Below are 19421 nucleotides of genomic sequence, written 5' to 3'. Positions count from 1 at the left end.
TCTGGATCAAGAGACGTGCGACCACCGGAAAGTGTTGTCCAAGGTGACGCGTGTCACCCTGGACAAATCGCTCAGCCTTCGAGTGCGGTGCGCAGCACCCCGATCGCCTGCGAAATCGCGGCTTCCGCGGCGTGCGTTCCGCGCAACGTGTTGAGCATGACGAAGTCGTGCACGATGCCCTGGTACCGCACGGCGGTCACCGGAACTCCGGCCTGACGCAGCTTGGCGGCGTACGCCTCGCCTTCGTCGCGCAGGACATCGGCCTCGGCGGTGATCACGAGCGCGGGCGGCAGGTCCGCGAGCTCGTCGAGGCTCGCCCGCAGCGGCGAAGCGGTGATTTCCGCGCGCTGCGCCGGATCGGTCGTGTACTGGTCCCAGAACCACTTCATTCCGTCGAGGGCGAGGAAGTACCCCTCGGCGAACCGCCGGTAGGACTCGGTGTCGAAGTTCGCGTCGGTGACCGGGTAGAAGAGCACCTGCTGCCGGAAGGTGACGTCGCCGCGCTGCTTCGCGAGCAGGGTGAGCGCGGCGGTCATGTTGCCGCCGACGGAATCGCCGGCGATCGCGATCCTCGTGCCGTCGAGCCCGTTTTCGGCGCCGTGCTCGGCGACCCACTTCGCCACGGCGTAGTTCTGCTCGATGGCGACCGGGTAGCGCGCCTCCGGCGAGCGGTCGTATTCGGGGAAGACGACGGCCGCGCCCGCGCCGACGGCGAGCTCGCGGACCAGGCGCTCGTGGGTGTGGAAGTTGCCGAAGACCCAGCCGGCGCCGTGGATGTAGACGATCACGGGCAGCGGGCCGGTCACGCCCTGGGGCCGGACGATGCGGACCTCGACGCCGTCCACGTACGTGGTCTCGACATCCGCGGCGGGCAGCTCGACGTCGCCGCCCTGGACCTCGTCGACGGCCTTGCGTCCTTCCTCCAGCGGCAGCTGGAAGAGGAATGGCGGGGTGGCGGTGGCCTCGACGAAAGCCTGCGCGGCCGGTTCGAGGGCCAGGTTGTGCGGGTTGGCGGTCATTTCTGCCTCCTGGGTTCCGAAGTCGACACAGCAAAAGTAGCTCACAACTTAGTTGTGTACAACCAAAATGTACTCAAGGAGATTTGGCTCACTCGAGTGGCGATCTGCGGCATGATCGACGCACCATGGGGACGAGGAGGACCGATGCCGACGGACAACACCGGATCGCTGTGCCTGGACGATCAGCTGTGCTTCGGGCTCTACGCGGCATCGCGGGCCGTGACCGCGCTCTATCGCGTCGTGCTCGACGATCTGGGCCTGACCTATCCGCAGTACCTGGTGATGCTCGCGCTCTGGGAGGAGGACGAGCGGCTGGTCAAGGAACTCGGCACCGTGCTGAACCTCGACTCCGGCACGCTGTCGCCGCTGCTCAAGCGGCTGGAGAAGTCCGGACTGGTCGAGCGCGTCCGCCAAGCCGACGACGAACGGTCCGTCCGCATCAGCCTGACCGGGGACGGCGCCCGGCTCCGGGAACGCGCGAGCGGGATCCCGAAGATCATCGGTGACGCGATGGGCCTCGACGCGGCCGGTCTCGCCCGCACCCGCGCGGAGCTCGATCGCTTGACCGAATCCGTGAACGCCTACCGCGAGGCCTACGTCCCGGCCGGTTAGCATGGGATTTCCGGCGCGGACAAAGGGATGACGATGATCGATCACGACGCGGCGCTCAGGGCCGTCGAGAACAGCTTGGACCGGCCGTCCGCGGCCCGGGTCTACGACTACTTCATCGGCGGCGACACCCACTACGCCATCGACCGCAATTTCGCCGAGAAGGTACGTGAGCGCCTGCCGCTCATGGGCGACTACTGCAAGACCAGCAGGCAGTTCCTCGGCCGCGCCGTGCGACACTGCGCCGAACAGGGCATCCGCCAGTTCGTCGACATCGGCTCCGGCCTGCCGACGGCGGGCAACGTGCACGAGGTCGCCGACGAGGCGCGACCGCAGGAGGACACGCACGTCCTCTACATCGACAACGAGCCGATCGCGCTCGCGCATTCGACGCTGCTGCTCGCCGACACCGCGGACCCCGACCGTCACCACGCGATCGCCGCCGACCTGTTCGACCCCGAAGACCTCTGGAACCGGGTGATGGACTCCGGCATCATCGACGTCCGGGAGCCGATCGCGCTGGTGGTCAACGCGGTCATGCACTTCATCAAAGACGAGCAGGACCCCGACGGGCTGCTGGACTTCTACCGCGACCGGCTCGCGCCGGGTTCGCTGCTGGTGCTTTCGCAGATGACCAACGAGAACCCGGCCAGCGACGAGGAACGGCAGGCGCTGCTCGACATCCTCGAGTACTACGAGACCACGACGAACCCCGGTTTCCTGCGCACCATGGACGAGTTCCGGCGGTTCTTCGGCGGCTGGCCGCTGCTGGAGCCGGGCCTGGTCTACGCGCCGGCGTGGCACCCGGACGAGAAGACCCTCTTCGCCGCGAACCCCTCGGAGTCCCGCGTCATCGGGGGTATCGCCCGCAAGCCGTAGCTTTCCCGCGTGAAGGCCCCTTTTCCTCGGCTGAGCCGAGAGAAAGGGGCCTTCACGCGCTTTGTGACCCACGTCGCCTTGCAGTGCAACTAGGTGCATATGAAACTAGGTGCATGGCTCTGGAGCACGCGATCCTGGTTTCACTGTCCGAGCGGTCCGGCTCGGGCTACGAGCTGACGCGGCGCTTCGAGAAGTCCATCGGGCTGTGGTGGAGCGCCACCCACCAGCAGATCTACCGCGTCCTCAAGCGGATGGAGGACGCGGGCTGGGTCGCCGTCGCCCCGGTCGCGCAGTCCGGGAAACCCGACAAGAAGGTCTACACCGTCGGCGACGCGGGGCGGGCCGAACTCGCCCGCTGGCTCGCCGAACCCGATCCGTCGGCCACCGCCAGGGAACTCGCCGTGAAGATCCGCGGCGCCACCCTCGGCGATCCGGCCGCCGTCGCCGCCGAGGTCACCCGGCATCGCGACGCGCACGCGGCACAGCTCGACGCGTACCTGCTGATCGAGAAGCGCGACTTCCCCGACCCCAGCGTCCTCAGTGGACAGTCGTTGCATCAGTTCCTCGTGCTGCGCGGAGGAATCCGAACCGAACAGGGCCACGTCGAGTGGCTCGAGGAAGTCCTCCGGGCATTCCACCACGACGCGTAAGGACCAGCGATGAGCCCGTACCCGAACCTGCTGTCCCCCCTCGACCTCGGCTTCACCACCCTGCGCAACAGGGTGATCATGGGTTCGATGCACACCGGCCTCGAGGACAAGGAAGCGCATTTCCCGCAACTGGCCGAGTACTACGCCGAACGCGCCCGCGGCGGGGTCGGGCTGATCGTCACCGGCGGCTTCGCCCCGAACCGGACCGGCTGGCTCCTGCCGCTGGCGTCGAAGCTCTCGACGCGTGCGGAAGCCAAGGCGCACAAGCGACTCACCGATCCCGTCCACGAGGCGGGCGGCAAGATCGCGCTGCAGATCCTGCACGCGGGCCGGTATTCCTACCACCCGCTGAGCGTTTCCGCGTCGGGTATCAAGGCGCCGATCAACCCCTTCAAACCGCGGGCCCTTTCCGGGTACGGCGTACTGCGCCAGATCCGCGCGTTCGCCGATTGTGCCTTCCTCGCTAAGGAAGCGGGCTACGACGGCGTCGAGATCATGGGCTCCGAGGGCTACTTCATCAACCAGTTCCTCGCCGAGCGGACCAACAAGCGCACCGACAAATGGGGCGGCAGCCCGGAAAACCGCCGAAGGATCGCCGTCGAGATCGTGCGCCGCACGCGGGAGACGGTCGGCGAGGACTTCGTCATCATCTATCGACTGTCCATGTTGGACCTCGTCGAAGGCGGACAGCGCTGGGAAGACGTCGTCGCGCTGGCCAAGGAGGTCGAAGAGGCGGGCGCGACGATCATCAACACCGGCATCGGCTGGCACGAGGCGAGGGTGCCCACGATCGTGACGTCCGTGCCGCGCGCGGCGTTCACCTGGGTGACCGGCAAGCTCAAACCGCACGTCGGGGTCCCGGTGGTCACGTCGAACCGGATCAACATGCCCGAGGTCGCCGAGGAGGCGCTGTCGAGCGGCGACGCGGACCTGGTGTCGATGGCGCGGCCGTTCCTCGCCGACCCGGAATGGATCCGCAAGGCCGAGAGCGGGCGCGAGGACGAGATCAACACCTGCATCGCCTGCAACCAGGCCTGTCTCGACCACGCGTTCAAGCGGAAACTGGTGTCCTGCATGGTTAATCCGCGTGCGGGCCACGAGACCACGCTGACGCTTTCACCCACGCGCAAGACCAAACGCGTCGCCGTCGTCGGCGCTGGTCCCGCCGGGCTCGCGGCCGCGACCGGCCTGGCCGAACGCGGGCACACGGTCGAACTGTTCGAAGCCGACGACGAGATCGGCGGCCAGTTCGGGATCGCGCGGAAGATCCCTGGCAAGGAGGAGTTCGCGGAGACCATCCGCTACTACACGCGACGGCTGGAGGTCACCGGCGTCAAGGTGCGCCTCGGCACACGCGTGGCCGCCGCCGATCTGATCGACGCCGGGTTCGACGAGGTCGTGCTGGCCACCGGCGTGACGCCGAGGGTGCCGTCGCTCCCCGGTATCGACCACCCCAAGGTTCTGTCCTATGTGGACGTCGTGCGACACGGGAAACCGGTAGGCGGCAAGGTCGCCGTGATCGGCGCGGGCGGGATCGGTGTGGATGTCAGCGAGTTCCTGACGCACACCACCTCCCCCGCGCTCGATCTCGACGCCTGGATGGCCGAATGGGGCGTCACCGATCCCGAGCGGGCGGCGGGCGGGCTGACCGAGCGGAAGGTCGAGCCGTCACCGCGGCAGGTCTTCCTCCTGCAACGCAAGAAGTCCGGCATCGGCGCGGGACTGGGCAAGACCAGCGGGTGGGTGCACCGGGCCGCGCTGAAGGCCAAACGCGTCGAGCAGCTCACCGGGGTCACCTACGACCGGATCGACGACGACGGCCTGCACATCACCGTCGGTGACCGGCCGCGCGTGCTCGATGTGGACAACGTCGTCGTCTGCGCGGGCCAGGAGCCGGTGCGCGACCTCGTGGACGACCTGCGCGCGGCCGGACTGCCGGTGCACCTGATCGGCGGCGCCGACGTCGCGGCCGAACTGGACGCCAAACGCGCCATCGATCAGGGAACCCGCCTCGCCGCCGTTCTCTGACGAGTGGCGTAGTAGATGGCAGGATGAACCCTTGTGCGGGACGTATGCGTGATCGGGCTCGGGTTGATCGGTGGTTCGCTGCTGCGCGCGGCGCATTCGATCGGCCGCACCACGTTCGGGGCGACGACCTCCGAAGCTGACGCGGACGCCGCCAGCAGAGCGGGTTTCGACGTGACGACGCAGGTCGAAGCCGCGCTGGGCAAGGCGGCGGAGCGGGACGCGATGATCGTGCTCGCGGTGCCGCTGCCCGCGGTCGAGGAAGTGCTCCGGACCGTTTCGCGGGTCGCCGGGCACTGCGTGCTCACCGACGTGACCAGCGTGAAGGGCTCGGTGCTCGACTCGGTCCGCCGTCGCGCGCCGTACGCGAAGTTCGTCGGCGGGCACCCGATGGCCGGGACGGCGAACTCCGGCTGGAAGGCGAGCAACCCGGCGCTGTTCGGCGGCGCGGCGTGGGTGCTGGGCGTCGAGCACGACACCGATCTGACCGCTTGGGCGGACGTCGCCCAGCTGGTGCTGGACGTCGGCGCGCATGTCGTGCCGCTGCCGGCGGACTCGCACGACGAGACGGTCGCGCGGATCTCGCATCTGCCGCATATCTTCGCGGCCATCCTGGCCACGATCGGCGCGCAGGGCGGGCCGCTGGCGATGGCGCTGGCCGCCGGGTCCTACACGGACGGCACGCGGGTGGCCGGGTCGAGCCCGGCGCTGGTGCGGGCGATGACCGAGGGCAACCGGGACGCGCTGCTGCCGATCGTCGACGAAGCGCTCGGGCGGCTGGGTGCCGCTCGGGGCTCGCTGGCGTCGACGGGCGGCCTCGCGGTGACGGTCAACGCGGGCTATGAGGGCGCGCAAGCGTTTGCGGCCAGTAAGGACGCGGAACGCGCGGGAGTTCGGGTCAGTCTGAGCGCGCCGGACGCGCGCGACGGCCTGATCGCGCTCGGCGAGCGCGGCGGCCGGATCACCGCGATCGAGGGCGATACCGCGATCGGCGAGGTCTCCTGAGGCGTTTCGTCCTCTGAACGCGGTCCTTGCACACGCAACTACCGCATTCAGAGGACGAAACGCGCAGGGGTTACTGGCCCTGCTGGGGCGGGGTGTCGGGGGTGTCGTCGAACTTGTTGATGAAGCCCTTCGCCTTCTCGACCCCGGAGTCGATCTGCGAATCGTGACCGGAGAACTTCGACTTCGCGAAGTCCGCCGCCTTGTCCAGGCCGCCCTCGATCTTGTCGTTGTGCTCGCGGAGAGCGTCGGTGGCCTTGTTCTTCAATTCATCGAAGTTGATGCCCATGGTCACATCGTCACACAGGCACCGGCGAACACGCCCGGCGATCACCCGTCGTGGGGACGCTCAGAACGGCCGGTCGCCCACGATGGCGACGCGTTCGGCCACGCGCGCGTACGGGTGGTAGTCGTTGACGGCGTAGTGCTGGGTGGCGCGGTTGTCCCAGAAGGCCACCGAACCCGGCCGCCAGCTGAAGCGCACCTGGAACTCCGGGATTTGCGCCCGGCTGAACAGGTACCGCAGGAGCCTGTCGCTCTCGTCGCGGTCCATGCCGACGACGTGCGTCGTGAACGCCTGGTTCACGAAGAGGGTGCGCCGCCCGGTTTCCGGATGCGTGCGGACGACCGGATGCTCGACCGGCGGGAACGCGTCCTGGTGGCGCAGCAGCAGTTCCGGATCGGAGAAGCGGTCGAAGCCGGGGATGAAGTCGTGCACCGCGGTCAACCCGTCGACGCGGTCGCGGACGTCTTCCGGCAGGTTGTCGTAGGCGGCGGCCATGTCGGCCCACATCGTGTCGCCGCCGACCGGCGGGATCTCGATCAGCCGCAGGACCGAACCGAGCGCGGGCTCTGGCCGGAAGGTGACGTCCACGTGCCAGATGTTCTCGAACGCGGGCATGGTCGCCGAGCGGGTGAACCGGGTGCTGTCCGCGGTCTCCCCTTTCGGGATGAACGGGTTCGTCTCCAGTTCACCCCAGTTGGCGGCGAAGGCGCGCTGATGCGCCGAAGTGATGTCCTGGTCGCGGAAGAACAACACCTTCCACTCCAGCAACGCGCGATTCAGCTCGGCGTGGAGGGCGGGCGTCAGCGGCCGGGCCAGGTCGACGCCGCCGATCTCGGCACCGATCACCCGCCCCAGCGGACGCAGCGCGAAAAGCTCGTACGGGCGTTCTTCGATGCCTTCCGGCAGGCGCCGTAGCAGCCGCGGCCCTTCGAGGATCCCGCCGTCGGGGACGGTCGCGGGGCGGAGACGGGCACGGTCGGGCAGTTCGATGGACATGGAGGCTCCCTGGATTCACCGTCGGACGACTTGGCGAGATGAGGAGCTACGCGGGCGGAGAGCCCAAGCGTCCACGGCGCAGGAGCAATGCGGCAACGCCTTCGCCGGCCGAACGCGTCGGCGCGGACTCCCAGTGGACGGACACGGGGCCATCGTGGGCGCGATCCGGCGTGCGGTCAACACCGTCCATGAGACGGGACGATCATCGCCTCCGCTCGGAGGGGAAGCTGCCCGACCACGTGTTCCGCTCCTCGCGCGGCCGCAGCGCCTCGGCCAGCACCCACTGCGAATGCGTCGTGCCGCCCCGGCCGACCGGACCGAGCTGGAAGGTGACCCAGCCGACCCAGTGCCCCGTCGTCGTCGCCCGCCACATCCCCAGCAGCCCGGGGACGGTGCCGGTCAGATCCAGGCCGTCGGGCAGGCGGGTCTTCACCGCGCCGACGGGGTACACCAGCTTGAGATCGACCCAAACGGGCTGGTTGGGCCGGACCATGTGCAGGTGACGCGGCCCCGGCGGCAGCGTGTCACCAGTGTCGAGCATGCGTCGATTATGCGTGAAAACTCGAACATTAGTTCGAGATGATGCTCACCCTCCCCCGTACGGGTGGTCGCGTGGCTAGGGTCGGCGGCATGCTCGTCTGGATCAACGGCCCGTTCGGCGGCGGCAAGACGCAGACCGCGCACGAACTGCACCGGCGGCTGCCCGGCAGCGTCCTGTCCGATCCCGAGGTCGCGGGTTTCGGCCTGCACCGGATGATGCCGCCACGGCTGCGCGGCGACTTCCAGGACCTCGCCGCCTGGCGCCAGGGCGTTTTCGAGGTGCTCGACCTGGTACTCGGCAAACAGGACGGTCCGGTGATCGTGCCGATGACGCTGGTGGAGCCCCGGTACTTCGAGGAGATCGTCGGCAGGCTGGCCGACCGCGGGCACGACGTCCGGCACTTCGCGCTGCTGGCCGAACGCGAAACCGTGCTGCGACGGCTGAGCGAACGCGGCATCGTCCATTCCGTACGGCGGAAGGGGAGGCCGCCGAAGCGCGAGAGTTTCGCGGTGTCGAAGCTCGACCTCTGCCTGGACCGGCTGAGCGGTGCGGAGTTCGGCGAACACATCCACACGGACACGCTCGCCGTCGCGCGGGTCGCCGATCGGATCGCCGCGTCGGCCGGGCTGACCCTCGCCCCGAACACGGACGGCGCGCTGCGGGGTTTCGTGCGTCGCAAGTGGACGAGCGTCAAACACATCCGGTTCGGCTGACGCTCAGGCGCGGCGGTGGTAGGGCAGGAACCGCCGGACCAGCCGCAGCGGCGCGCGTTCGACGAGGTCCGGGCCGCGCACGGCGTCGAAGGCGGCGCCGATCTGGTCGACGACGCCCGACAGCTGCTCGTTGTCGGGCATCGGCATCTCCGCCGGTTCCCGTTCTTCGCGGACGGCGGCCGCGAGTTCGGTGAGGGCGGCCGTCAGGAGGGCGATGTCGGCATCGGCCGGGGCAGGGGCGCCGCGGCCGAGGGTGACGCCGACCTCGGTGACGGCGTCGGCGACGCGTTCGAGCCCGGCGATCACCGGCCACCAGGCGACGGCCTGCCGCCCGGCCGCCGAGGGTTCGACGACGACCTGCTGGAACGCGGTCCGCAGGTCGGCCAGTGCGCGGTAGGCGCGGCGACGGGCGCGGGAACGTTCCAATCGCGCTTCGCCCGACGGCGCGAGCACGAGCCCCTTGTCGACGTATTTCACCAGGCTGTCGAGGCTGTCGGCGAGCCGTCCGCCGACCTGCGGCCGCCGGCTGCCCGGCCAGAGCAGGTAGCCGAAGATCAGGACGATCGCGCAGCCGAGCACGGTGTCGACGAGCCGCGCGAGCACGACGTCCCAGCTTCCGGTGCTGGCGAGATCCATCTGCAAGATGATCAGCGGGGTCACGAAGGCGCTGAGGATGCCGTAGTTGCGGACCTTGCCGACCGCGACGCCGCCCGCGAACACGGCGATCAGCAGGACCAGCAGCCAGCCTTCGCCGCCCGCGGCGAGTACGGCCGCGCCGATGCCCACGCCGATCACCGTGCCGATACCGCGCAGCACGGCGCGGCCGAACACCGAGCCGAAGTCGGGTTTGAGGACGATGCCGACGGTGAGCGTGATCCAGTAGGACCGTTCGAACGGGACGAGCAGCGCGACGACTTCGGCGATCGCGACGCACAACGTGAGGCGGAGCGCGGCGAACCAGGTGAGCGGGCCGGAGATGAGCGACCCCGCCCAGCCGCGGAGGCGTTTGTGCCACGGCTGGATCTCGCGCCGTTTCCGGTTGTCGCCCTTGCCTATCCGGGCGAGTCCGGCGTAGAGCGCGGCGGGGACCGGGTCGGCGCCTTCGGGCGCTTCGGGCGGCTCCGGCAGTTCTTGGTTCGCGAGTACGGCCGCCGAAGTCGCGATGAAGTGGTCGATCACGTCTTCCGGGGCGCGGCGGCCGGCGTTGACCATCGCGACGGACGCCTCGACGGCGGGGGTGCTGGCCGAGAGCAGGTTGAGCAGCTGGCGGTAGGTGGCGTCGCGGCCCGACAGCCAGGATCGCGCGGTGAGCAGCCGGTCGTACGCGGTGTTCATCGCGGTCGTGAGCTGGTGGCGCGCGACGCGGGAGGTGGCTTCGTCGGTCGCGGACAGCATCGCGGCGAGTTCGACGTAGACGTGCGCGACGGCGCCGCGTTCGGGGCTGGTGGCGCGGAAGGTCCAGGTGGCGAGTGCGACGAGCAGACTCCAGGCGGCGCCGACGCAGAAGTAGCCGAGAAGGACTTCGACGCGCAGGCCGGTGACGTGCTGGCCGGTGCCGAGCACGCAGAAGACGAACATCTGGAGCCCGGCGACCGACGCGTTGCTGCCCGCCGCGCTGATCAGCGCGGACACCGCCGCGACCCCGACGACGACCGGGATGGACGCGGCCGGGATGCCGCCCGTGATCAACCCGGCGAAGTAGCCGAGGACGGCGGCCGCGGTGGCGCCGCCGAGCCGCCGGGCACGGTAGCGGTACGGGCCGGCGGATTCCGAAAGGACGGTGGGCAGGGCGCCGGTGGAGATGAGCGCGCCGACGGCGATGTCGCCGAGCGCGTAACCGACGGCCAGCGGTACGGCGAGGGCGAGGACGGCGCGGGCGACCATGTTCCACGGAATGGGAACCGGTGTGCTGCGGAGCAGCTGCACCAGCCAATGTGGTGCGGCGATCTCGCGGCGCGTCGTGCTCACGCCCCTATCTTGACTTATCCGTGGCGGCCGGAGCGGTTATCGTCGCCACATGGGCAAGACGTACTCCTTCGAGGTCAACCGGACGAGCAGCGCCTCGCCCGCTTCGCTGTTCGCGCTGGAGGCCGACGGTTCCCGGTGGTCGGAATGGGCGAAGCCGGTGGTGTTCCACTCGCGCTGGGCGCGGGAACCGGACGCGGACGGCGTTGGCGCGGTGCGGGCCGTCGGCCTGTGGCCGGTGTATCTCCACGAAGAGACGCTGGAGTACGAACAGGACCGAAAGCACGTCTACGGCTTCGCGGGTCTCGCGCCGCTCAAGGACTATCGCGCCGAAGTCTCGTTCACGCCGAACGCTTCCGGCGGTACGGATCTGCGCTGGGCCGGCCGGTTCACCGAACCACTGCCCGGTACCGGCGCCGCCGTGTGCGCCGCGCTGCGCTCGGTCGTCTCGATCCTGGCCACTCGCCTTGTGAAGCATGCCGAACGCGCCTGACCTCTTCACCATCGCGGCGGATGAGACCCTCCCCCCACCAGAACCGCCGCGCGCATCATGGTGACCGCCCGGCTTCGTCCGCACAATGTCACGATTGCGTTGCCGGGTAAACCTTTCAGGTCGCGTCGACGACTCCTATATGGGCATTCCACTTCGGAAGTCCCTTGGGGAGAGGACGCTCATGAAAAGTGAATCCGACGGGCGCACCGCGGAACAGCTGACGCTGCAGCCCGGAGCCGGCGCGCCCTCCGCGGTCCGGCGGCACTGGCACGCGGCGGACAAGGACTGGCTGTCGGTGCCGGCGCACGGCAACCAGCCGACCACCGCGCGGTTGCTGTCCTTCGGGTACCAGGAACCGACCGCACCGCAGTTCTACGTCAGCCTGGTCGCGGGCGGCGACATGGTCGAGGTGTTCCGCTGGTGGCATCCGCTGGACAAGGACTGGATCGACATGCCCGCCGGCATGGCCACCGACGCCAAGATGGCCAACTGGGGGTACCAGAACAAGACCTTCCAGTACTACGCGTTTCCCACCCAGCGCACCGGAACCGTGGCGGTGCATCGCTGGTGGCACCCGATCGACAAGGACTGGCTCACCGTCCGGGCCGGGGAGTTCACCGACGCGCAGCTGCAGTCGTTCGGTTACCAGAGCAAGACCTTTCTGTTCTACGCCTTCGCGCAGCCGACGTCGGAGAGCGGCTACTTCACTCTGGGCACACCGCAGAAGTCGGTGCTGAGCCCGGTTTCGTGGAGCGGCAACGATGACCACCCGCACACCTTCAGCGTGCTGGACGTCAACCCGACGCAGTCACCGTCGATCAACCAGGGCTTCCGCTACCTCGGCTACTTCGGCCACCATGAGTGTTCCGGCCTGGGCATCGCGCGAACGAACGACCTGAACACAACAGCGTGGACGCAGTCGACCACGCCGCTGCTCTCCGGCACCGGTGAGCGATGGGGATACGCCCTGAAGAACCCGGACAACACGATCGGTCTGGTGCACAACGTCTACTGGTGCGGCGGTAACCCTGACGGCGGCGCGTACTACATCGTCGGGCGCAAGAGCACCGACGGACTCGACGGCACGCAGTTCACCTCCTTTGTGCCGCTGGTCAAGGAAACGACGGTGATCAACGGCAATCCGACGCTGTTCCGCGACCCGGACACGCAGACCGTGTATCTGTACTGGTTCCGGGAAGCGAACGGCCGCAAGGAGATCCGAGTCAAAAGCGCGGCTTCGTTCGACGCGCTGCTGCAGACCAGCCCGGCCGATCTCGGCACGCTCGTCGCGTACTCCCGCGACGTCGTGGCCGCGCCCCAAGTGATCAAGGTGGGTTCCCTGTACTACCTGGCCGTGGAGACGCTGGAGCAGACCAACGTCTGGAAGACGCGGATACTCACCGCGACCAGTCCGACGGGGCAGTTCTTCGAAATCCCCGGCGGTCCGGTCTACGGCAACGGATCGGCGTGCGTCTTCCAGCACGTCTTCGGCAATACCCTGCACGGTTACTACTGCAATGAAGGCGCGCCGGGCTCGAACGACTGGACACTCGACCACGTGAGTGCGCCGATACCGTGACGCCGGTGGTTCCGGAGGGCCGTCCGATGCCCTCCGGAACCGTCGACGCCTGGCTCCCCATCGGGCCGGGAAGGGATCAGCCCGCACCCAGGCACAGGAAGGGACGCCGCAGCGGATCGGCGGCGGTCGCCTCCGCGAGTGCCAAAGCGGGCGCCGTCCCCGAAGCCAGCCGCCGGTGCAGGTCGGACATCGCGGCGGCGGCGGCCTTGTCGCCGACCCGCGCGATCGCACCGATGACCGTCCGCGAGCCGCTGGCGAGCAGCGTCCCGGCGAAACCGAGCGCCTCCTCGCCAGGCCGGATGTGGCTCATCGCGAGTTCGCACGCGGCCAGCACCACCCGTTCCGGCGGCTTAGCGAGCCGGGCGGTTTCGTGCGCGTACAACGGGCCGTCGACGAGTTCCAACCGCGAGAACAGCGCGTTCGCCGGTTCGTGCGCGCCGTGCGCGACCAGATGCGCCATCCCGGAACCGTCCAAAGCGGACAGTACGACGTCGCTGGTCGCGTCCTTCCCGTCGACGAGGCGGGCCTGTGGGTACACGGTCCGCAGGTTCCGTACCTCACCGACCGAACCCGGCACACCGGGCCCGCCGGCGAGCAGGACCGGGCCGGAACTCCGCCGCCCGGACGCGGTCACCCAGGCGGTCGCCGACGGGGCGATCGACACCGGATGTCCGTGCAGTGACGGCAAAGCACCCCACGGCAACGCGTACAGCGAGCCGATCGGCACGATGATCAGCTCGCGGTTTTCCAGCGTCTTCGCCAGCGACGCCGAGATCAGCTTGTCCAGTTTGTCCGCCCGGCGCCGCGCGGAACCGGTGACGACCTCGACCAGCGGCGCGGGCAGGTTGTCCGGGGCCAGCGCGTCGAGGTCCGCGTGCAACTGCCGCGCGGTCTCGACGATCTCCGCGAGCGGACCCAGCTTCAGCAGCCGGAACCGGCCGCGGTCGACGACCACCGCGTACAAGGTGTCGCGATACCCCATCAGGCTGACCAGCACGCGATCGCCGAGCCGCTCCACCACCTCTTCGGGTGCCGAGACCGGGCGCGGACGACCCCATTGGCTGGTGTACCACCCGAGCCGCGTGGCCTCCCGCTGCAGACGGTCGTAGCGCTCTTCGAGCTTGCCGACCGGTTCACCGGACAACCGCCGTGCCTGGATCGTCCCCTGCACGTGCCGCATTTCGTTGATGTGCCGGGCGAGCGCGGGGTCCTCGATGACCGGCAGCGGTTCGTAGCGGTACACCTGCGCGCGCGTGCGTTCCAGCCACGCGAACAGGCTCTTCGCCCCGGCGCCGCTGCGCCTCGCCTTCTTGAGCACCAGCGTGAGCGCGAGTTTGCCCAGCTCCTCGCCGTGCGCCGCGGTCCCGCAGACGAGGTCGAGCCCGCCCATGCGGTCGCGGATCTGCCCGAGTTCCGCCAGCCCGGCCCGCGCCTGCGCGAGCGCCGAACGCGGCCGATGTGACGCCACCGCGAGTTCGGCCCGGCACAACCGCAGCTGCATCCGGTGGTCGATCGGCGTGGTCTGCCGCGGTTTCGGTACCTGCGCCAGGAGTTCCTGCGCGGCGACCGTCTCTTCGCGACGGATCAGCAGCCGCACCGCGAACATCCGGGCCGCGCCCGCTTCGTCGCGCAGACCGAGTCCGGCCAGCCGGATGGCGAGCTCGGCGAGCCGCTCCGGCAGTTTCGCGGACGGCTTCTTCTCCCGGTCCGCCAGTACCTTCACCGCGTCCACGCGAAGCCTGGTCAACTCGGCGATCTCCGCCCACCGGCCGTTGCCACGCCGCAGGAAGCTCCGCCGTGCGGACGTCGCGAGCTTCTTCGCGAGGACGTGGTCACCCTCCAGGATGGCGGCCCCGGCCCGCGCGACCTCCGCTTCCGCGACGAGATGGTGCGCGCCGTTGTCCCGGAGTTCGGGGATCGCCTCGTCGAGGTGTCGCGCCGCCTCCTCGGCGAGCCCGGCGGTGAGGAGGGCCTTCGCCTGGTCGAGCCGAACGAGCGGCAGCGAGCCGGGCCCGTCGGTGACGAAGATCGAGGCCGCCTGTTCGTAGTGCCGGAGCGCTTCGGGGATGTCGCCGAGCAACTGGGCGTGATCACCCAGGTTGTGCCGGATCTTCCCTTCGAGCAGCCGGTGCCCGTGTTCGACGGCGATGTCGAGCGCGGCGACGAGATCGGCGTGCGCCGCGTCCGGATTGCTCATCTGGAGATGCAGCCAAGCCCGGTTCACCAGGTTCCGGGTGAGCAGAAGGCTGTGCTTCGCGGCTTCCGCGACGAGGTTCGGCAACGCGGCGTTGTACAGCGCGAGCGATTCGTCCAGGTGCCCGGACCTCATCAGCACCACGGCTCGCTGGAGCACGACGGTGAAGCTCAGCTCGCGCCGGATGTCGCCTTCCGGCAACTGGAGCCGGACCTGTTCCGCCTCGGAGAGCCGGGCGAATCCGTCCTGCTGGGACGCGACCTCCGCCTCCGCCGCCGCCAGGCTGATGAGGATCCGGACGCGGATCGCCAGCCGTTCGACACTGCCGGATTCGACCGGCCCGAGGCGCGTCAAGGCACGCTGCAGCAACCGGATGGCCGCGCCCGGACCGTGATCGGAGGCCGCGGCCCTCGCCTGACGGTGCAGATCGGCCGCCGCCTCGGCTACGGGATCGACGACAGGAAGCTGCACGGGCACACGCACTATGGGAGCACACCCGCGCCGCATAACGGAACAGCCGTCCGGTTACAGCACCACTGTCGGGGTCACGACGGTCCGGCGACAGGTCACGTCGCCGAGGTGGATCACGATCTGGGTGGTGCCCTGGGGGACGTTGTCCAGCACGAACCGGCCTCCCTCGTCGGCGGTGGTGGAACTCGTGCCGTGCTCGGCGACGCGAACCTCCACTCCGTACTCGCCGGCGGGCACGAGCCAGCCGTCGATCCGGTGTTTCTTGCCGATCTTGGTCAGGTTGATCATCACGGTCAGGTCGCTGACGGTGAAGGTGATCGTGCCGGTGTCGCTGCCACGGACGCCCGCGGTGGCGTCCATCCGTTCCCAGCGGGCGACCTCCACGTCGAGGTTTTCGAGCGCGAGCGCGAATTGAACCCGCTGCACCAGGTCTCCCGGTGGCGGGTCCAGTTCGTCCATGAAACGCCCGATATCGGCGAGCAAGGCCTCATCGCCCGGGGAGGTCATCTCCCCCGGCGTCCCGAGGTCGTTCATCGGCTTCCCCCTTCGTGGGCCAGCAGGTCGCGCATCGATTCGAGGCAACGGCCCCTGGTCGGGCCGACACTTCCGCGCGGCATACGGAGTGCTTCGGCGACCAGTTGGTATTCGGCCCGCCCGGCCAGCACGGTCAGCCGAAGGAGCTGCTGACAGCGGTGCGGCAAGCGGAGGAAGGCGCGCCAGACCCGGCGATCCCGGTCGGCGCGGACGGCTTCCTCTTCGGGGGCCGGGTGGGTGCTCTCCATACTCTCGGCCAGCTCGTCGGTCAACGGGACAGGCTGGGCGCGGCGGCCGAAAGGATGCTGTGCTTCACGTCTGGTGGTGGTGATCAGCCACGCGGCGAGTGCTTTGGGGTCCCGAAGTTTTTCGAGCTGGCTGAAGAGGGCGAGCCACACCGTCTGGACCACGTCCTCGGCGGTCAGGCGGTCGAGCCCGTTCGCGCGCGCGACATGCCACACGAGCGGGGTCAGCTCGTGCACAAGTCTGTCCATCGCCTGGCGGTCACCGGCCCGCGCCGCACGCATGCAGGCGGCATGCAGGTCGGCACCGGTCAGTCCTTCCCATGGCGGGTCTACCTCGGTCGTTTGCACGTCGGTCACCGTATCTGCCCCACTTCGGACGTGTCTTCGTGTCGGCGCTGGCAGTATCGCGGGCCCTTCGGGGAGAAGGAGCGTGCAAGAGGCTCTGGGATACATCAAGTCACTAACGTTTTTTGTCGAATTTCGGTCGTCCCCCCTCGGTCTGGGGTGAAGGACAAAGGCACCGGCCGGCGCGAGTAGGTGTGGACTGCGCACCGGCCGGTCCTTTTCCCTCCCCCCGGGCCCGCTCCCCAACGGGCCCGCGCCCGGGCGTCCCCCTCCCCCGAAGGAGCACCCGGAGGCAATGTCCGGAGGCCCCCTCGGCCTCCGGACATCACCTGTCTGTGTTGGTTCAGTTCACCGGCGGTTCGGTGCCGTTCGGGTCCCAGTTGCCGTCCGGGCTGGTGCCGGGACGGGGCGGGACCGGCGCCGTGATCGGCTTCGGCTTCGGGGTCTCTTCGAGGTCCTCGGTGGCCGTGGCCTCGTCGTCGACGGGTGCGGTGTGGGTCTCGGTAGTCATCGGGTGTCCCTCATTTCCTCGACTGCTCCATAGGACGCAATGAGGCTGCCACCAGATACACGCAGAGCCAGTTTTTTCGCGGAAATTTCTTAATCTGTGGCAGGCGGGTGACCTGATCAGCGTTCTTACCCGGAAATGGTGTCGCTGAGTAGCCGTCGGCTCACGTCCGCGAGTTGTTCGGCCCAGCGCCGGTAGCCCTCGGGGCCGGGGTGGAAACGGTCCTCGGCGAAGGTCGCCGGGTCCAGCATCGCGGCGGGCATCGGGACGTGGACGACGCCGGGCAGCAGTGCCAGCCGCGCGGCCGCGGCGTCGAGGACGGCCGACCGCGCGCCGAGGACGTCCCGCAGCGGACGCGGCAGCGACGGGAACCGGCCCATCGGCGGCACGCCCGCGAGCACCACCGGGACCCGGCCCACCCGGCGCCGCACGGCGACGACGAGGTCGAGCAGGTCACGCCGGTAGCGTGTGGCCGAATGCAGTTCGATCGTGTCGTTGACACCCAGCGCGATCACCACGAGGTCGGCGGGTTCGAGCAGCGGCAGCAGCTCCTCGCGCGCCACGCGCGCGTTGGCGCCGGTCTTGCCGAGTGCCTGCCAGGCGACCGCGCCGCCGTCCCGCGCGAGTTCGTCCGCGAGCCGTCCGGTCAGCGCCTCGGCGTGGGTGGCCGCGCCGACGCCGTCCACGGTGGACTCGCCGAGCACCGCGAGCCGCACCGGGCGGCCGCCGCCCTTCACGAGGCCGGTGACCGGCCCCGCGGCTCCGGGCAGCCTTGGCGTCGTACGGCGCACCCGGACGGCTTGCGCGAGCAGGATCGGGGCGAGCACCACCGCACGGCTGATCACCCCGCGACTCTACTTCCGCGTTTCGTCCTCTGAACGCGATCGTTGCGCATGCGACAACCGCATCCAGAGGACGAAACGCGGAATCAGCCCTGGGCGATCGAGACCGTCTGACGGACGAGCGAGTCGTCCGCGGCCGCGCGGAGCAGGTAGTCGGCGACGTCGGCGCGGTTGATGCTGTAACTCCCGCGGACGTTGCCGTCGGTGCGGGCGGCGATCGCGCCGGTGTGCGGCCCGTTCAGCAGGCGCGGCGGGCGCACGATCGTCCAGTCGAGGTCGCTCGCGCGCACGATCCGCTCGGCGGCGACCATGTCCGCGAAGGCGTGCCGGAGGACCCTGCCCAGGAGCGGCTTGACGACGTTCCTGGTGAAGAAGGCGTCGCCGTCGACGAACGGGCCGCTGGCGCTCACCAGGAGCAGCCTCCGCGTGCCCGCCGATCCGAGCGCGGCGACCGCGGCGTGCGCCCCGTCGGTGACGATGGTCGTCGGGTTGCGGTCGCGGGCGCCGAGGGCGGAGATCACCACGTCGCGCCCGGACACCGCCTCGGTCAGCGCGCCGTGCTCGGACAGCCGGGCGACGACGACCTCCAGCAGTTCACCTTCGGCGTTCAGGCGGGACGGGTCGCGGACGACCGCCGTGACGTGGTGCCCCGCGGCCAGCGCCTGCTTGACGACTTCGGAGCCGACCCCGCCCGTGGCACCGAGAACAGTGAGCTTCATGGTCACGCCTTCCTGGGTTAGTGAACACTCACCCACTATGGTGAGTGTTCACTAACCACTTGTCGAGCGAACGCTGAGAAGCCCTCAGGAGCGAACATGGGAAGCCGCGAGGAGATCGTCGCCGCGGCGGCGAAGGTGATGCGCGAGCAGGGCTACGCGCACGCCACGACAAAGGCCATCGCACGGGCGGCGGGCTACTCCGAGGCGTTGCTGTACAAGCATTTCAAGGACAAGACCGAGATCTTCATGAGCGTGCTCACCGAGCGGCTGCCCGCGCTCGGGACGACCCTGGACGAGCTGATGAGCTCCGCGGCGGACACACCGCTCGCGGAGAATCTCGCCCGGCTGGCGCGGATCACGCTGTCGTTCTATCTGGAGAGCTTCCCGATCGCGGTGTCGCTGTTCTCCTCGCGGGAACTGCTCGCGACCCATCGGGACCGGGTCATGAGCCGGGCGAGCGGGCCGGACGTCCCGCTGGTGCGCGTCTCCGCGTACTTGGGCGAGGAGGTCCGGCTCGGCAGGGTTCGCGAGGACGCGGATCTGGACGCGGCGGCGTCGCTGCTGCTCGGGGCCTGTTTCCAGTACGCGTTCCTGGCGTCCTTCGACGACCGCGAGCCGTCCCCCGAAGAACTGGACCAGTGGGCGGAGAGGCTGGCGGGCACGCTGGTGGTCGCGGTGGTCGTGGGGGGGGGGTTGGGGTGGGGAACCAACCCCCCCCCCCCACCACCCAGAACCCCCACGCCACCGCCAAACCCCAAGAACAACAAGACAAACACGCAAACAAATCATCCGCTTTCCCTCCTGTG

At 69.2% G+C, this 19421-nt stretch carries 19 protein-coding genes and 1 pseudogene; 9 read left to right on the top strand and 11 right to left on the bottom strand.

Annotated features, from left to right (window positions below):
• Nucleotides 1-71: 71 nt before the first annotated feature.
• The gene (locus AC069H_RS03980; RefSeq protein ID WP_478231276.1) at nucleotides 72-1019 is read right to left on the bottom strand and encodes an alpha/beta hydrolase; all 948 of its coding nucleotides are present in this window, start codon (nucleotides 1017-1019) and stop codon (nucleotides 72-74) included.
• A 144-nt stretch (nucleotides 1020-1163) separates the two neighbouring features.
• On the opposite strand from AC069H_RS03980, the gene AC069H_RS03975 reads away from it, so the two are divergent.
• The 5 genes from AC069H_RS03975 to AC069H_RS03955 all read left to right on the top strand — a co-directional run bounded on the left by AC069H_RS03975 (nucleotide 1164) and on the right by AC069H_RS03955 (nucleotide 6187).
• A complete protein-coding gene (locus AC069H_RS03975; RefSeq protein WP_125679026.1) occupies nucleotides 1164-1631 on the top strand; it encodes a MarR family winged helix-turn-helix transcriptional regulator in 468 nt (155 codons plus the stop codon).
• A 27-nt stretch (nucleotides 1632-1658) separates the two neighbouring features.
• Complete coding sequence (locus AC069H_RS03970; RefSeq protein ID WP_478223646.1) at nucleotides 1659-2507, top strand: SAM-dependent methyltransferase; 849 nt, start codon at nucleotides 1659-1661, stop codon at nucleotides 2505-2507.
• A 113-nt stretch (nucleotides 2508-2620) separates the two neighbouring features.
• Complete coding sequence (locus AC069H_RS03965) at nucleotides 2621-3157, top strand: PadR family transcriptional regulator (RefSeq protein ID WP_478223647.1); 537 nt, start codon at nucleotides 2621-2623, stop codon at nucleotides 3155-3157.
• A 9-nt stretch (nucleotides 3158-3166) separates the two neighbouring features.
• Nucleotides 3167-5185: an oxidoreductase gene (locus AC069H_RS03960; protein ID WP_478231275.1), complete on the top strand. Its 2019-nt coding sequence runs from the start codon at nucleotides 3167-3169 to the stop codon at nucleotides 5183-5185.
• 48 nt (nucleotides 5186-5233) lie between these two features.
• Entirely contained in the window at nucleotides 5234-6187 is a 954-nt protein-coding gene (locus AC069H_RS03955; protein ID WP_478231274.1) for a prephenate dehydrogenase, read from the top strand.
• A gap of 70 nt (nucleotides 6188-6257) precedes the next feature.
• Here the strand turns inward: AC069H_RS03955 and AC069H_RS03950 are convergent, their stop codons facing one another.
• From AC069H_RS03950 to AC069H_RS03940, 3 genes are all read right to left on the bottom strand, one after another.
• Nucleotides 6258-6473 (bottom strand): antitoxin, encoded by a 216-nt coding sequence (locus AC069H_RS03950; RefSeq protein WP_340686732.1) that lies wholly within the window; start codon nucleotides 6471-6473, stop codon nucleotides 6258-6260.
• Nucleotides 6474-6533: 60 nt separating this feature from the next.
• Complete coding sequence (locus tag AC069H_RS03945) at nucleotides 6534-7466, bottom strand: TauD/TfdA dioxygenase family protein (protein WP_478231273.1); 933 nt, start codon at nucleotides 7464-7466, stop codon at nucleotides 6534-6536.
• A 202-nt stretch (nucleotides 7467-7668) separates the two neighbouring features.
• The gene (locus AC069H_RS03940; protein ID WP_340686730.1) at nucleotides 7669-8007 is read right to left on the bottom strand and encodes a hypothetical protein; all 339 of its coding nucleotides are present in this window, start codon (nucleotides 8005-8007) and stop codon (nucleotides 7669-7671) included.
• An 89-nt stretch (nucleotides 8008-8096) separates the two neighbouring features.
• Here AC069H_RS03940 and AC069H_RS03935 point away from each other — a divergent pair, with 89 nt between their 5' ends.
• A complete protein-coding gene (locus AC069H_RS03935; protein ID WP_478231272.1) occupies nucleotides 8097-8720 on the top strand; it encodes an AAA family ATPase in 624 nt (207 codons plus the stop codon).
• Nucleotides 8721-8723: 3 nt separating this feature from the next.
• On the opposite strand, the gene AC069H_RS03930 is transcribed toward AC069H_RS03935, so the two are convergent.
• The gene (locus tag AC069H_RS03930; RefSeq protein ID WP_478231271.1) at nucleotides 8724-10688 is read right to left on the bottom strand and encodes an FUSC family protein; all 1965 of its coding nucleotides are present in this window, start codon (nucleotides 10686-10688) and stop codon (nucleotides 8724-8726) included.
• Nucleotides 10689-10737: 49 nt separating this feature from the next.
• On the opposite strand from AC069H_RS03930, the gene AC069H_RS03925 reads away from it, so the two are divergent.
• Together AC069H_RS03925 and AC069H_RS03920 are read left to right on the top strand one after the other, a co-directional pair.
• Nucleotides 10738-11178, top strand: a complete 441-nt coding sequence (locus AC069H_RS03925) for an SRPBCC family protein (protein ID WP_478231270.1) — start codon at nucleotides 10738-10740, stop codon at nucleotides 11176-11178.
• A 181-nt stretch (nucleotides 11179-11359) separates the two neighbouring features.
• Entirely contained in the window at nucleotides 11360-12757 is a 1398-nt protein-coding gene (locus tag AC069H_RS03920) for a hypothetical protein (RefSeq protein ID WP_478231269.1), read from the top strand.
• Nucleotides 12758-12833: 76 nt separating this feature from the next.
• Here AC069H_RS03920 and AC069H_RS03915 read toward each other — a convergent pair whose 3' ends face one another.
• The 6 genes from AC069H_RS03915 to AC069H_RS03890 all read right to left on the bottom strand — a co-directional run bounded on the left by AC069H_RS03915 (nucleotide 12834) and on the right by AC069H_RS03890 (nucleotide 18615).
• The gene (locus AC069H_RS03915) at nucleotides 12834-15434 is read right to left on the bottom strand and encodes a CHAT domain-containing protein (RefSeq protein WP_478231268.1); all 2601 of its coding nucleotides are present in this window, start codon (nucleotides 15432-15434) and stop codon (nucleotides 12834-12836) included.
• A 42-nt stretch (nucleotides 15435-15476) separates the two neighbouring features.
• Nucleotides 15477-15956 carry a hypothetical protein gene (locus tag AC069H_RS03910; protein WP_007030725.1) on the bottom strand — a complete coding sequence of 160 codons (480 nt, stop codon included), beginning with the start codon at nucleotides 15954-15956 and terminating at the stop codon, nucleotides 15477-15479.
• Complete coding sequence (locus AC069H_RS03905; protein ID WP_007030724.1) at nucleotides 15953-16558, bottom strand: RNA polymerase sigma factor; 606 nt, start codon at nucleotides 16556-16558, stop codon at nucleotides 15953-15955. The genes AC069H_RS03910 and AC069H_RS03905 overlap by 4 nt, the downstream gene beginning before the upstream one ends.
• Before the next feature lie 331 nt (nucleotides 16559-16889).
• On the bottom strand, nucleotides 16890-17057 hold the full coding sequence (locus tag AC069H_RS03900; protein WP_478231267.1) for a hypothetical protein: 168 nt from the start codon (nucleotides 17055-17057) through the stop codon (nucleotides 16890-16892).
• Nucleotides 17058-17182: 125 nt separating this feature from the next.
• A complete protein-coding gene (locus AC069H_RS03895) occupies nucleotides 17183-17899 on the bottom strand; it encodes an SGNH/GDSL hydrolase family protein (RefSeq protein ID WP_478223654.1) in 717 nt (238 codons plus the stop codon).
• A gap of 83 nt (nucleotides 17900-17982) precedes the next feature.
• Nucleotides 17983-18615 carry an NAD(P)-dependent oxidoreductase gene (locus AC069H_RS03890; RefSeq protein ID WP_478231266.1) on the bottom strand — a complete coding sequence of 211 codons (633 nt, stop codon included), beginning with the start codon at nucleotides 18613-18615 and terminating at the stop codon, nucleotides 17983-17985.
• A 96-nt stretch (nucleotides 18616-18711) separates the two neighbouring features.
• Here AC069H_RS03890 and AC069H_RS03885 point away from each other — a divergent pair.
• Nucleotides 18712-19293 (top strand): annotated as a pseudogene (locus AC069H_RS03885) (TetR/AcrR family transcriptional regulator); the annotation flags it as partial.
• Nucleotides 19294-19421: the final 128 nt, after the last annotated feature.

This window comes from Amycolatopsis sp. NPDC043887, from assembly GCF_056435665.1.
This window is presented reverse-complemented; position numbering and strand designations above follow the sequence as displayed.

Coding starts and splice junctions, on each gene's coding strand:
- AC069H_RS03980 (WP_478231276.1), bottom strand. CDS start 1,019: ATGACCGCCAACCCGCACAACCTGGCCCTCGAACCGGCCGCGCAGGCT.
- AC069H_RS03975 (WP_125679026.1), top strand. CDS start 1,164: ATGCCGACGGACAACACCGGATCGCTGTGCCTGGACGATCAGCTGTGC.
- AC069H_RS03970 (WP_478223646.1), top strand. CDS start 1,659: ATGACGATGATCGATCACGACGCGGCGCTCAGGGCCGTCGAGAACAGC.
- AC069H_RS03965 (WP_478223647.1), top strand. CDS start 2,621: ATGGCTCTGGAGCACGCGATCCTGGTTTCACTGTCCGAGCGGTCCGGC.
- AC069H_RS03960 (WP_478231275.1), top strand. CDS start 3,167: ATGAGCCCGTACCCGAACCTGCTGTCCCCCCTCGACCTCGGCTTCACC.
- AC069H_RS03950 (WP_340686732.1), bottom strand. CDS start 6,473: ATGGGCATCAACTTCGATGAATTGAAGAACAAGGCCACCGACGCTCTC.
- AC069H_RS03945 (WP_478231273.1), bottom strand. CDS start 7,466: ATGTCCATCGAACTGCCCGACCGTGCCCGTCTCCGCCCCGCGACCGTC.
- AC069H_RS03940 (WP_340686730.1), bottom strand. CDS start 8,007: ATGCTCGACACTGGTGACACGCTGCCGCCGGGGCCGCGTCACCTGCAC.
- AC069H_RS03935 (WP_478231272.1), top strand. CDS start 8,097: ATGCTCGTCTGGATCAACGGCCCGTTCGGCGGCGGCAAGACGCAGACC.
- AC069H_RS03925 (WP_478231270.1), top strand. CDS start 10,738: ATGGGCAAGACGTACTCCTTCGAGGTCAACCGGACGAGCAGCGCCTCG.
- AC069H_RS03920 (WP_478231269.1), top strand. CDS start 11,360: ATGAAAAGTGAATCCGACGGGCGCACCGCGGAACAGCTGACGCTGCAG.
- AC069H_RS03910 (WP_007030725.1), bottom strand. CDS start 15,956: ATGAACGACCTCGGGACGCCGGGGGAGATGACCTCCCCGGGCGATGAG.
- AC069H_RS03900 (WP_478231267.1), bottom strand. CDS start 17,057: ATGACTACCGAGACCCACACCGCACCCGTCGACGACGAGGCCACGGCC.
- AC069H_RS03890 (WP_478231266.1), bottom strand. CDS start 18,615: ATGAAGCTCACTGTTCTCGGTGCCACGGGCGGGGTCGGCTCCGAAGTC.